The organism is Flavobacterium sp. (genome assembly GCF_041392085.1).
In the GTDB taxonomy this organism is placed as follows: Bacteria; Bacteroidota; Bacteroidia; order Flavobacteriales; family Flavobacteriaceae; genus Flavobacterium.
In genome coordinates this window covers 1-13,410 of the sequence record NZ_JAWKMW010000014.1, presented here as the reverse complement: position 1 = coordinate 13,410, position 13,410 = coordinate 1, and the positions used below count along the sequence as shown (strand labels likewise).

The following is a 13,410-nucleotide window of genomic DNA, read 5'->3' as shown; positions in this document are numbered from 1 at the left end:
TTGGAAGAGCAGCGGTCAGAGACATTCGATGGGCAAGTTTAGTTTTTGAAAAGATTTTGATGGTTACTTATACTAGGATTAAGTACTTTGCATCTTAAAAATTTTCTTTTATCTTTATAAAAAAATTAACTTATGAATGTTTCTCAATTTAGCATTATTATAAAAAATGTTTGGAATCAATTAAATCTTAGGAATTATTCTAAAGATAAGGTTTTAAAATTTGATTTGTGTCAATTAAAAGATTGTGTTATTAACGAAACACAAGTTTTTATTGAAGTGAACTCTCCTGAAGATATTTTAGATATTTTAAAGCATTTTAATTTGGCGTGGAATTTAAAAGAGTCAGATGTTGATAATATGGTAAAAAAAAACAGTTAAAAACTATTGAAGGAGTTTGTCTGATTCTTGAAATACAATAGATTCACCACAGTTGAGAAAGTTGACTTTCACAGCCATTTTTATCAACTAAAGTTTGGATGCATAAGATAGTAAAAGTTGATTGTTTTTTGGATACCAGCGTGACGCTGCAGGGAAAATAGGTCAGCATATTTAAAAAAATCTTTAGCTCTAATTAATTATCTGGAATAATAGTTTATCTTCTATTAATTCGGTGTAGATTATAATTTTTTGATAAACATTATTGATTTCAGTTGAATACCAAGTTTATAGTTTTATAGTCTTTGTCGAATGTTATAGTTTGTCCATAATTATCTAAATAAAAAATGTCTTTGTGATGTTTCATCATAATTTTGATAAGTCCAAAGGTATAGCCACTTATTTTCACCTCTTTTAAAAAAATAATCATCAATGTTAAAATATAACTTTGATTGAATATTTAATTCGCTTATTAATTCATATTCTTTTTAAAGTATTGTATTTATATTCTAAAATTTTGTTAGTTTTATATCCGCCAGTTATATAATTGGATTTTTTATTTTATCTTTTTGTATATTATTGTTTCTCAATTTTTCTATTAATTACATCCTTGATTTAATCCTAAATCACAACTTTTTACAAAATCACTTTTTGCATTTCTAAATCCTTTTTGTAATAATAATTTAAACCTCTAGTAATGTATGAATTTGGCAATTTGGGTTCTCTCTCTATTAAAATGTTTATATATTTTGTGGACAATTCATAATTTTCATTTTCTTGATGGATTTTTAGATAAAGACAAATAAACCTCATTAGCTTTACCATAATTAATATCATACATAAAGTAATTTTGTTCATTTTTGTTAATATCGATAAATGTTAAATATTCTTCTACTGATTTTATAGTTCATTTTCTTTTCAAATATTTTACCTAAATAAAAATATGGTAAAGCTAATCTAGGATATACTCTTTGAATAAATTTTTGCTTTTTCAAAAGTACTTAAAATTGCATATTCTAAATCATTAGTTTCATAGTATGATAAAGCTTTGTAAAAAATATCGCCTTTAGTAAATGTTTGTAGTTCGAATTATTAATGTCATCATCTGTTAATTAAAATTCAAACGCTAACACTGCGGATTTATAATTTCCACTTAAAGTCTGGTTTATAAAATTTCATCAAGGCAATTTTGTCGTTTTCGTTTGAATTCATGTACCTTATAAAAGTCTTTTGATGCTTTTGAAAAATCTTCCATTTTTTCAAAAGTAACTCCTCAGTTAAAATATAAAAAATCTCCTATTGCTAAATTATCATTAATCGTTATATTCTCTAACTTTTTGTAATCATTTATTGCCTGAGAATATAATTTAGCTTTTGAATAGCTATTGCTCTTAATGCAATTGGAAAGAAATTATTTTCTTTATTCAATGTAATTGATGTGATAAAATTATCTATTGCATTTTCTATATTATTATTTCGTAAATCTTCTTGTCCTTTCATAAAATATTCTATCAAAAAGAGTATTCAGTAATTCTGATTTTATTTTGCCAATAAAATAATTTTTGTTTTTCAGCAGTAATCTCGTAACCTTCTTTAATTGCGGATAATCTTTTTTAGTTTGATGGGCGACGTGCAGGAATATTTCATTCAAAAGAATGTGCGTAACTTCTATTCGGTTTCTATTTCGGGGTATCACATTGCAGAAGCAGGGGCAAACCCGATTACGCAATTAGCGTTCACGTTGGCAAATGGTTTCACGTACGTGGAATATTATTTGAGTCGTGGCATGAACATTAACGATTTCGGCCCTAATTTATCCTTCTTTTTCTCTAACGGAATTGATCCGGAATATGCCGTGATTGGTCGTGTGGCAAGAAAAATTTGGGCAAAAGCTTTAAAACATAAATACGGAGCCAACGAAAGAGCTCAAATGTTGAAATACCATATTCAAACCTCGGGACGTTCATTGCATGCTCAGGAAATTGATTTTAATGACATCAGAACGACGTTACAAGCGTTGTATGCGATTTACGACAACTGTAACTCGTTGCACACGAATGCGTATGACGAAGCCATCACCACACCAACCGAAGAATCGGTGCGTCGTGCGATGGCGATTCAGTTGATTATCAACAAAGAATTAGGTTTAGCCAAAAACGAAAACCCTATACAAGGTTCGTTTATCATTGAAGAATTAACCGATTTGGTGGAAGAAGCCGTTTTACAGGAATTCGACCGCATCACGGAACGTGGTGGTGTGTTGGGTGCGATGGAAACCATGTACCAACGTTCAAAAATTCAAGAAGAATCACTGTATTATGAAACCTTAAAACACACGGGTGAATTCCCGATTATTGGGGTGAATACGTTTTTGAGTTCAAAAGGTTCGCCAACGGTGATTCCGGCGGAAGTAATTCGTGCCACCGAAGAAGAAAAACAATTCCAGATTAAAACCTTGGAAACCTTACACCAACTGCACGCCGAAAAGGTAAAAGAACAATTGAACAACCTGCAAGAAGCCGCAATCCAAAACAAAAACATTTTTGAAAAACTGATGGAAGCCACTAAATATTGCTCATTAGGTCAAATTACGAGTGCGTTGTTTGAAGTGGGTGGGCAGTATAGAAGGAATATGTAAACTAATTATTGAAAATATGTGAGTTTATTTATGTATTTTCTTTTAAACTTATGGATTCACTCAGTCAAATCGTTCTCGGTGCCGCAGTGGGCAATCAAGTGCTTGGTAAGAAGATCGGCAACAAAGCCATTCTTTATGGTGCCATCATCGGAACGATGCCGGATTTGGATGTGTTGTATGGAAAGTTGTTAGACCCGTTAACGGCTACTGAAATTCACCGTGGTTTTAGTCATTCTACTTTACTTTTTCTATTTCTTTCCCCCATTTTAGGATGGATTTTACAGAAGATGGAACATAAAAAAGGAGTACATTTCAAAGAAGCAACGCTGTTTTCGTTCCTTATTTTGCAAACACATTCCTTACTCGATTTGTTTACCACGTGGGGAACGCAGTTGTTTTGGCCGTTGGAAACCCGGTTTTCATTGCAATCCATTTTTGTGATTGATCCCATGTATACGTTGCCGTTTTTGTTTTTTCTAATTCTTTCCATGAAGAAAAATAAACAAGACCCCAAAAGAATGTTTTGGAATAGAACGGGATTAATTGTGAGTACATCGTATTTGTTTTTCACGCTTTTAGTACAATCGATTGTAACCAATAAATTTGAAAAGCAATTAAAAGTAGACAACATTACCTTTCAGGAAATTGTCGTCAAACCAACGCCGTTCAACATTATTTTATGGACAACCAATATTAAAGTTGATAACGGATATTACATCGGCGATTATTCTTTTTTTGATACAAAACCGATTCAATTTCAATTCATTCCCACCCAAAAAGAATTGATAAATAACATTGAAGATGCCGCCGTCATTCAACAATTAAAACGAATTTCAGAAGGCTGGTACTGCATCACGCAAAAAGAAAATCAATTGCTTTTTAACGATTTGCGTTTTGGGGTGATGAATGCGGATAAAAACGACATGCAGTTTTCGTTCAGTTATCACATTACGGAAGAAAATGGGGAAATCAAAGCCAAAGAATTACCCAATAAAAATAGGGCACAGGCGAAGAAATTGTTGGGGAAATTATGGGTGCGATTACAAGGAAATTGATATAAGTTGGTTACAAGCTTTCATCACTATTAAACTTCTTCACAATCGCCTTCAACTTTTCCTTTCTCGCCATTTCCTTCTCTTTTTTCTTGGCTTGTTCTTTGTGCAACTTGTCGTTATGAATTTTGATGTTTTTCGGATTATTTCTGCCCATCTTTCAATAATTTATCAATTTTTACGTAACCAATTTCCAGAACATCTTTTTGATTGGATTCCGATTTAGAAATTTTCAATTGGAATTTTTCTTTAAATTGTGGTGATAAAATATCTTCAATTTCATAAATATCATCAACATCCACACCATATTTGTCATCAATGTGAGAAGTAGCTCCTTTAAAACCGCAATGTTTGTAGAACGAAGTGGCTTTGGCTTTTTTGATGGCTTCGGTTTTGTTCTGAGCAACGGTTATTACTTTATAATGGTATTCCTCAAACTCATTTTCTTTGTAACCACCCAGATTGATGAAAAATAATTTTTCGGTGTTGTGAATGTTTTTGTCGCGAGATATAACTTCAATTGTATAATCCTCAACACAAGTCACTTTTCGCCACGCATCAATATGAATTTTGCCTTTTGCTTCCGGCCAAAAGGCTTTCATGTCGGGAATTAATACTTTTAAACTTTCACCTATTCCAAAAAAAATATCGTGTTGTTCGGTCAATCTTCCGGGTGGAGTAGCACCCAGCATAACCATAAAAAGGGTTTGGTTTTCTTTCATTTTCAAAAGTAAGAAAAAATAAATTAGGGTAAATGGCTCAAAAAAAATAACTTTGGCATGAGTATTGGAAAGAACTTACTATCATTAATCAGTAAAAATTAAAAGTATGAAAAAAATTACATTCGTTTTAATGTTAATCGGGATGATAACATTACAAAGTTGCGAAGGCCCTGAGGGTCCGGCAGGTAGAGATGGCTATACCGTTGAAGCAGAAGTGATCGAAGTAGGAAACGTTAATTTTACCCCACAAAATAATTTTGAGTTTCAAATATTTTTAAATCCACCAACACTACCAGCTGATAAAATTTTGATTTACCGACTGATTGCGGTTGATGGCGGTCAAGACGTTTGGAAGTTATGTCCGGAGTATCATTTTTTTGAAGACGGAACATTAAGTCATGCTTATAATTATGATTTCACACGTTCAGATGTGCTTTTTTATATGGAAGGTTTTGATTTAGCAGGACTATCCACTTCTGTTCGAACAAATCAAATATTTAGAGTGGTAATTATTCCAGGCTATGGGTCTAATTTTAGAGCAGATTTTAACGATTACAATCAAGTGATGACAATGCTTGGTCTTTCAGAAGCTGATGTAAAGCAGATAGCTGAACGATAATAAAGTCAAAATAAATTTGAAAAGGTCTTTTCGAAGACCTTTTTTTATGCGTATAATTTTCCTAATTTCGCAACACTTTTAACGGTAGTTATGGATTATCTTTTTATCATTGTAGGGTTGGTTCTTTTGGTTTTAGGTGGCGATTGGTTGCTCAAAGCTGCAGTTGGAATGTCACTTCGACTCAATATATCCAAAATTGTTATCGGAATGACAGTGGTCTCTTTTGCTACATCAGCACCTGAATTGATAGTGAGTGTTAAATCGGCTATCGATGGTTTTCCCGATATTGCGTTGGGTAATGTTGTTGGTTCTAATATTGCGAACATTGGTTTGATTCTCGGTATTGTGATGATTATCAGTAAAATGCAAGTTGATAATTCCTTTTTCAAAATCGATTGGCCGGCTATGATGATGAGCTCTTTATTGCTGTATGGAATGTTACTTTTTGATGGACAAATTAGCCGAATTGACGGATTTATTCTGTTTGGTTTAATTATAACTTTTGTAATTTATCTTATCAAATCCAATAATAATATGGATGAGGTGGAGATACCACTCGAAGAAACTATGAAAATGTACCAAGTGATTGGATTTCTTGTCATTGGTGGAGCTGCTTTGTACGGAGGTTCAGAGTTTTTAATCAAAGGAGCTGTCAATGTTGCACACGCGTTTGGTGTCTCAGACAGAGTTATTGCTGTAACGGTAGTAGCTATCGGCACTAGTATACCGGAGTTAGCAGCCTCTCTTATTGCTGCCATCAAAAAAGAAAGTTCAATCTCTATCGGAAATGTGTTGGGGTCTAACATATTTAATATACTCTCCGTACTTGGACTTTCAGCTATTATTCACCCAATTAAATTAGTCGATAACCGTTTGCTTTCTTTTGATATTTTCTGGATGTTAGGGTTTGCTTTCATTTTATTGCCTTTAGTCTATCTGCCCCAAAAAGGATTTCTTGACAGAAAAGCCGGAGTAATATTGTTGGCAGGTTATATTTTGTTTGTCTATCTCACATTTGCTTAATTTTTTTCAGAAGCTAATCCGGCTATCCGTTACAACTCCTCAGCCTAAAAGCTATTTTTCTACGGCTTTTTCATGGCTTCTTTGGACGCCCCAAAAAGCCAAGAAAAATTACCTTTTCGTCTTGTGGGGTTTACACTACTATCCGGGCTAAGGGAGCAGTGGTTTTAAGTAGTTTCAAGTTTCAGGTTAAAAAATATCATACATTTTTAACCTTTTCTTTATTGTTTTAAATTATGAAATGAGAAGAATAATAGGCATTAACCTGAAACCTGAAACTTGAAACTTGAAACTTGAAACCTGAAACAAAATCATCTTCAAACTACTAATCTCTCAAAATTCACTCACAATTAATCGATTATTTTTACATTTTATAGATTTTACCCCTAAAAAAATAGGGGTATGATTGATTTAAAATAAATTTTGAATATATTTGCACCGTAAAATAACATGGTTAAACCTTTAAAAACAATTTTATGTCAACTTTACGTTTCCAAGCATTAAACGATGCATCAAACAGAAAACCTGTAAAATTTGATGAATCAGGAAGAAAATCAGAACTTTTTGGTTCTAATGTGTTCAACGACAAAGCGATGCGTCAGTACCTAACTGCCGATGCTTATAAAGGAGTGAAAGATGCCGTACAGCACGGAACTAAAATTGACAGAAAATTAGCAGATTACATTGCCTTAGGAATGAAAGAATGGGCATTGTCAAAAGGTGTAACGCATTATACGCACTGGTTTCAACCACTTACTGGCTCAACAGCTGAAAAGCACGATGCCTTTTTTGAGACTTCATACGATGGTTCAGACCCGGTTGAAAAATTTGGTGGTGGACAATTAGTGCAACAAGAACCAGATGCTTCTTCTTTCCCAAATGGTGGAATTAGAAATACTTTCGAGGCTCGCGGGTATACGGCTTGGGATCCAACTTCGCCGGCATTTATTTTCGGAACAACATTGTGTATTCCTACGGTATTTATTTCATATACAGGTGAGGCATTAGATTATAAAACACCTTTGTTAAGAGCATTGAACTCAGTTGACGAAGCAGCAACGGACGTATGTAAATATTTTGATAAGAATGTTAAAAAAGTAACAGCTACATTAGGTTGGGAGCAAGAGTACTTTTTGGTGGATTCTGCTTTAGCAAACTCTCGTCCGGACTTAACATTAACAGGAAGAACACTTTTAGGGCATACTTCAGCTAAAGGACAACAATTAGATGATCATTATTTTGGTTCTATTCCTTCGAGAGCATTGGCTTTCATGAGAGAGTTGGAAGAAGAATGTATGTTATTAGGTATACCGGTTAAAACAAGACACAACGAAGTGGCTCCTAACCAATTTGAGTTGGCTCCGATTTTTGAAGAAACCAATTTGGCTGTTGACCACAATTCATTATTAATGGATGTAATGTCTAAAGTGGGAGAACGCCATGATTTTAAAGTGTTGTTTCACGAAAAACCATTCAAAGGAGTTAACGGTTCCGGTAAACACAATAACTGGTCAATGGCAACCGATACGGGTGTAAATTTATTGTCGCCCGGTAAAACCCCAATGAGTAATTTACAATTCTTATCGTTCTTTATCAACACTATTAAAGCGGTTCAAGAATATGAAGAATTATTGAGAGCTTCAATTGCAACTGCAAGTAACGACCACCGTTTGGGAGCAAACGAAGCACCTCCGGCCATTATTTCCGTATTCATTGGTGACCAATTAACCAAAGTTTTAGAGAATTTAGAAGGTGTTTCTAAAGGAAAACTCTCACCGGAAGAAAAAACAGATTTGAAATTGAATGTAGTGGGTAAAATTCCGGATGTAATGTTAGACAACACGGACAGAAACAGAACGTCTCCATTTGCTTTTACCGGAAATAAATTTGAATTCAGAGCAGTTGGTTCTTCAGCGAACTGTGCAAACGCTATGACTACCCTAAACTCAATTGTTGCCAAGCAATTAAGAGATTTCAAAAAAGAAGTAGATACTTTAATCGAGAAAAAAGATTTAAAGAAAGACGAAGCAATTTTTAATGTGTTGAGAGAGTACATTAAATCGACCAAAAATATTCTTTTTGAAGGAGACGGATACAGTGAGGCTTGGGAAAAAGAAGCGAAAAAACGTGGGTTAAGTAATCATAAAACTACTCCATCTGCTCTAAAAACAAAAATTTCTAAAAAAGCATTGGAATTATTCAGTGAATTAAACGTAATGAACCACGTTGAGGTAGAAGCTCGTTACGAAATTGAATTGGAAGAATACACCAAAAAAATCCAAATTGAAGGAAGAGTTTTAGGTGATATTGCTAGAAATCACGTAATTCCAACCGCTATACGTTATCAAAATACGTTAATTGAAAACGTTCGTGGTTTAAAAGAAATCTTTGGAAAAGATTTTGAAAAAATTGCCAAAGAGCAAATTTCTTTAATCAAAGAAATTTCAGCACATATCGAAGGAATTAATTCCAATGTAGAGGCAATGACCGAAGCTCGTAAAAAAGCAAATGCGTTAACCGATGCTCAGAAAATGGCAGAAATGTATTGTGATAAAGTAAAACCATACTTTGAAATCATAAGAGAACATTGTGATAAATTAGAACTTTTGGTTGACGACGAAATCTGGACATTAACAAAATATAGAGAGTTACTGTTTACAAGATAGTATTTTAAAAGCCACGTTTTAAATGTGGCTTTTTTGTTTTAATAGCTTTTATTTAAATAAAATTATTGATTATTAAAATAATTTTATATTTTCGTATTGCTTTTGTAAACAAACGCTTGTTTTGAAAATAGCAAATTATGCCCCAAGCATAAAAAATCTAAATAAATAATCGTGGGAAGTATAGTGGTATTTTAACAGTGAGTTTTCTGTGTTCAAAAATACTACATCAAAATCTTTTTTGATTTTGATCACAACAAAACTAAATTTCCAACAAATTAACACTAAAGCGGGTGGGGTAACGAAAGTTATCCCACTTTGTTTTTTTAAGGAGGTTTTAAAATTATTTCGTTGTATTTTCGTTATCCTAAAAATGCTTAACATGAAATCTGTTCTTTTTTTGCTTCTTTTTTTATTTATAACAAAAAGTATTTCTGCTCAGGAACAGACTTCCTATTATTTTGATTCCAATAAATTTGAATTAAAAAATACCGAAATTCAGAAGTTGAACGATTGGATATCAAAAAACCAGGATGTCAAAATCGTTGCCATCAACGGTTATACTGACGAAGATGGAACAATAGGTTTTAATGATACGTTGGCTCAAAAACGAGTAGATTTTATTTATAAATTAGTAAAAGATAAAGTCAAAATTCGTGAAGATTTTAAGACCAGAAGTTTCGGGAAACTACACCAACATTCAGATAATAAAGCAGAAAACAGAAGAGTAACTATTTACTACATTGAAGCAAAAGATTTACTCAGAGAAGACGAAATTTTAGGAATCAAGAAAGAAGAAATCACTCCAAAACCCAAACCAAAAAAACAATTTCCGGAAGCCATTGTTATTCAAAATCCGAACGGAACGGAATCAACTTTTGATCTTGATGTAGCTTTTATGCAACAAGTTGATGCGGCAAAACCAGGAGATAAATTAAAATTAGATAATCTCAATTTTCAATTAAATACGTTTGCAATTGTTAATGAAAGTCGCGGAAAATTATATGAATTACTCATCGTTTTGCAACAAAACCCTGAGCTTTCCATCGATATTCAAGGGCACTTATGTTGTATGGCAACAGACCGAACAAATTTATCTTATCAAAGAGCCAAAGCAATTAGCCAGTTTTTACGAATGAATGGAATTGAAAACTCACGTGTAACATATCAAGGATTTGGCAGTAGTCAACCTATTTATCCGTTACCAGAAAAGAACGAAGAAGAAAGAGCGGCAAATCGACGAGTAGAAATTGAAATTATCAAAAATTGAAAATTTTAATTTATTTATATAGTCTACTTTTTATTCTTCCACTTCTAGCCCAAGAGAAAGTTGATGTTTTTTTTGATTTTAACAAAGCCAATCCCAATTCAAATTCTATTCAAATTTTAAATCACTGGATAAAACAAAATCCTACCGCAGAAGTATATAAAATCGAAGGATTTTGTGATACAGTAGATTCAAAAACCTACAATTATAAATTAGCCGAACGACGAATCCATACTATCGAAACTATTCTAAAACTCAATAAAATAATAGTTGTTGATAAATTAGAAAGAACTCCTTTTGGGGAAGATTTCGATTTTTCTTTAAACCAAGATGAAAATCGAAAAGTTTCGTTTTTTTTTCAAACACCATCGACAAATTCTTTTTCCGAAAAGGTAAAAAATGCTAAAGTTGGTGAGTTATTAAAGTTGAAAGGATTGAATTTTTATAATATGAGTGATGAGGTGCTTCCTGATTCGAAACCAATTTTGAATGAATTACTTGAAATCATGAACAATAATCCAACGTTAAAAATTGAAATTCAAGGTCATATTTGTTGTAAAGAAGTGGAAGTAGAGGATATTTCCATAAAAAGAGCCAAAACAGTTTATAATTTTCTTTTGTCTAACGGAATTTCAGAAAATAGAATTTCATTCAAAGGATTTGCTTCTACAAGACCAATTTATCCGTTACCGGAAAAAAATGAAGAAGAACGTGTTGCCAACCGAAGAGTTGAAATGCTGATTCTTGAAAAATAGCACTTCAGTATGCATTTTAAAATTGCTACTTTTTCACATTAATCCTATCTTTGCCAAACACAACAACACAACTATGAGTTCTGATACTAGCAAACGTTATGCTCTTCGCGGAGTTTCTGCCGCCAAAGAAGATGTGCATAATGCCATCAAAAACATTGATAAAGGTCTTTTTCCAAAAGCATTTTGCAAAATTGTTCCCGATTATTTAACCGGAGATGAGGAGTATTGTCTCTTAATGCACGCTGATGGTGCCGGGACAAAATCTTCGTTAGCGTATTTATATTGGAAAGAAACAGGCGATGTTTCGGTTTGGAAAGGAATCGCTCAAGATGCGTTAATCATGAATATTGATGATTTATTGTGTGTGGGTGCAACTGATAATATTATGATTTCCTCCACAATCGGAAGAAACAAAAATTTAATTCCGGCTGAAGTTATTTCTGCCATCATCAATGGAACGGAAGAATTGATTCAAGAGTTAAAATCGTTTGGCGTTACCATTCATTCCACTGGAGGGGAAACGGCCGATGTAGGTGATTTAGTTAGAACAATCATTGTAGATTCTACCGTGACAGCTCGCATGAAACGAAGTGATGTGATTGATAATGCCAACATTAAACCCGGCGATGTAATTGTTGGATTGGCTTCGTTCGGACTAGCCTCTTACGAAAAAGAATACAACGGCGGAATGGGAAGTAATGGTTTAACTTCGGCTCGTCACGATGTTTTTGCTAAGTATTTAGCCGAAAAATATCCGGAAAGTTTTGATGCGGCTGTTCCTTCTGATTTGGTTTATTCCGGTCAAGTAAAATTGACTGATGAAGTGGAAAAAAGTCCAATTGATGCTGGAAAATTAGTGCTTTCACCAACGCGAACTTATGCTCCAATTATCAAAGCGATTTTAGAGAAATATTCGCCAAAAGAAATTCACGGAATGGTGCATTGCAGTGGTGGAGCCCAAACGAAGATTTTACATTTTATTGACAATTTACATATTATCAAAGATAATTTATTTCCGATTCCACCCTTATTTAAATTGATTCAAGAACAATCTAAAACCGATTGGAAAGAAATGTATCAAGTGTTTAACTGCGGTCATCGAATGGAATTGTATGTTTCGGCTGAAATTGCAAACGATATCATTGATATTTCAAAATCATTCAATGTTGATGCCCAAATTGTTGGCAGAGTAGAAGCTTCTGAAACAAAAAAACTGACCATTTCTAGTGAATTTGGCTCTTTCAATTACAAATAATAACCCATAACTCATAACTCATATTTTTTTCTATATGGACTTACCAAAATTCGTTTTAGCAGACAATACTGATTTTCCTGAAGATATTTTTATCATTCACTTAGATTATCCACGTTTTTTAATTAATTTAAAAGACGACGAAGTCGAATTTCTTGAAGAAATTGACGAAGAAGATGAAAAAGAATTAGAAACCGAAATGGAAAAGCTAATTGAATTGGCAGGAGCATTTTATGATAGGGAAATGGAACGATATGAGGAGTAAATTGTAACTAACTCTTTTTAAAATATTTATCTAATAATTCCAGAGCCGCTGCAAAAGGTGAAAGTGAATTGTTTAGGACGTCTTTTTTCTTTTCGCCCAAGAGTTTTGTAATTTGAGGATGCGTATAAAAATGATTTTTCAATTGTTCATTAATGGTTTCCATCATCCAATAGCGATTTTGGTCTTTTCTTTTTTCTTGAAAATAGGCATTCGATTGTGTAAGTTCTAAATAATCTGAAATGGTTTTCCAAACGTCATCAATTCCTTCTTTGGTTATCGAACTGCAAGTGGAAACCGTTGGCATCCAACCCGATTTTTTTGCCGGAAAAAGATGTAAAGCTCGGTTAAATTCAGTTTTGGCTAATTTAGCTTTTTTGATGTTATCGCCATCGGCTTTGTTGATGACAATGGCATCGGCCATTTCCATTATGCCGCGTTTGATGCCTTGTAATTCGTCACCAGCACCAGAAATTTTTAAAAGTAAAAAAAAGTCGACCATACTATGAACTGCAGTTTCACTTTGTCCAACACCAACGGTTTCGATAATAATAGTGTCAAAACCAGCAGCTTCACATAAAATTATTGTTTCTCTTGTTTTTCGAGCTACTCCTCCTAATGTGTCACCCGAAGCACTTGGTCGAATATAGGCATTTTCATCTTTTACTAATTCTTCCATTCGGGTTTTATCGCCCAAAATACTTCCTTGTGAAATACTACTACTAGGATCAACCGCTAAAACGGCCACTTTTTTCCCTAACGAAGTTAAATGTTTTCCAAAAGCT

General features: G+C 33.4%; 12 protein-coding genes and 1 pseudogene. 10 read left to right on the top strand and 3 right to left on the bottom strand.

The features are described 5' to 3' along the window. Nucleotides 1-132: 132 nt before the first annotated feature. The 3 genes and pseudogenes from R2782_RS11915 (at nucleotide 133) to R2782_RS11905 (ending at nucleotide 4,068) form a co-directional block, all read left to right on the top strand. Nucleotides 133-378 (top strand): hypothetical protein, encoded by a 246-nt coding sequence (locus tag R2782_RS11915; protein ID WP_371268484.1) that lies wholly within the window; start codon nucleotides 133-135, stop codon nucleotides 376-378. 1,615 nt (nucleotides 379-1,993) lie between these two features. Then, nucleotides 1,994-3,013, top strand: a pseudogene (locus tag R2782_RS11910) (methylmalonyl-CoA mutase family protein); the annotation flags it as partial. Nucleotides 3,014-3,063: 50 nt separating this feature from the next. Further along, nucleotides 3,064-4,068: a metal-dependent hydrolase gene (locus R2782_RS11905; RefSeq protein WP_371268483.1), complete on the top strand. Its 1,005-nt coding sequence runs from the start codon at nucleotides 3,064-3,066 to the stop codon at nucleotides 4,066-4,068. Between the two features lie 10 nt (nucleotides 4,069-4,078). On the opposite strand, the gene R2782_RS11900 is transcribed toward R2782_RS11905, so the two are convergent. Further along, nucleotides 4,079-4,222: a hypothetical protein gene (locus tag R2782_RS11900; protein WP_371268482.1), complete on the bottom strand. Its 144-nt coding sequence runs from the start codon at nucleotides 4,220-4,222 to the stop codon at nucleotides 4,079-4,081. Further along, the gene (locus R2782_RS11895; protein ID WP_371268481.1) at nucleotides 4,209-4,787 is read right to left on the bottom strand and encodes a DUF1543 domain-containing protein; all 579 of its coding nucleotides are present in this window, start codon (nucleotides 4,785-4,787) and stop codon (nucleotides 4,209-4,211) included. Before R2782_RS11895 ends, R2782_RS11900 begins: the two co-directional genes overlap by 14 nt. A 106-nt stretch (nucleotides 4,788-4,893) precedes the next feature. Here R2782_RS11895 and R2782_RS11890 point away from each other — a divergent pair, with 106 nt between their 5' ends. The 7 genes from R2782_RS11890 to R2782_RS11860 all read left to right on the top strand — a co-directional run bounded on the left by R2782_RS11890 (nucleotide 4,894) and on the right by R2782_RS11860 (nucleotide 12,628). Beyond that, nucleotides 4,894-5,406, top strand: a complete 513-nt coding sequence (locus tag R2782_RS11890) for a hypothetical protein (protein WP_371268480.1) — start codon at nucleotides 4,894-4,896, stop codon at nucleotides 5,404-5,406. 90 nt (nucleotides 5,407-5,496) lie between these two features. After that, nucleotides 5,497-6,429: a calcium/sodium antiporter gene (locus R2782_RS11885; RefSeq protein WP_371268479.1), complete on the top strand. Its 933-nt coding sequence runs from the start codon at nucleotides 5,497-5,499 to the stop codon at nucleotides 6,427-6,429. Nucleotides 6,430-6,902: 473 nt separating this feature from the next. Further along, nucleotides 6,903-9,092, top strand: coding sequence for a glutamine synthetase III (locus R2782_RS11880; RefSeq protein ID WP_371268478.1), 2,190 nt, complete (start codon nucleotides 6,903-6,905; stop codon nucleotides 9,090-9,092). Nucleotides 9,093-9,471: 379 nt separating this feature from the next. Next, nucleotides 9,472-10,359 (top strand): OmpA family protein, encoded by an 888-nt coding sequence (locus tag R2782_RS11875; RefSeq protein WP_371268477.1) that lies wholly within the window; start codon nucleotides 9,472-9,474, stop codon nucleotides 10,357-10,359. Continuing rightward, nucleotides 10,356-11,111 carry an OmpA family protein gene (locus tag R2782_RS11870; RefSeq protein WP_371268476.1) on the top strand — a complete coding sequence of 252 codons (756 nt, stop codon included), beginning with the start codon at nucleotides 10,356-10,358 and terminating at the stop codon, nucleotides 11,109-11,111. Before R2782_RS11875 ends, R2782_RS11870 begins: the two co-directional genes overlap by 4 nt. Before the next feature lie 73 nt (nucleotides 11,112-11,184). Further along, nucleotides 11,185-12,366 (top strand): AIR synthase related protein, encoded by a 1,182-nt coding sequence (locus tag R2782_RS11865; protein ID WP_371268475.1) that lies wholly within the window; start codon nucleotides 11,185-11,187, stop codon nucleotides 12,364-12,366. Between the two features lie 34 nt (nucleotides 12,367-12,400). After that, nucleotides 12,401-12,628 carry a hypothetical protein gene (locus tag R2782_RS11860; protein ID WP_371268474.1) on the top strand — a complete coding sequence of 76 codons (228 nt, stop codon included), beginning with the start codon at nucleotides 12,401-12,403 and terminating at the stop codon, nucleotides 12,626-12,628. Nucleotides 12,629-12,635: 7 nt separating this feature from the next. On the opposite strand, the gene meaB is transcribed toward R2782_RS11860, so the two are convergent. Continuing rightward, a partial coding sequence (meaB, locus tag R2782_RS11855) for a methylmalonyl Co-A mutase-associated GTPase MeaB (RefSeq protein ID WP_371268473.1) occupies nucleotides 12,636-13,410 on the bottom strand: 775 nt, incomplete at its 5' end.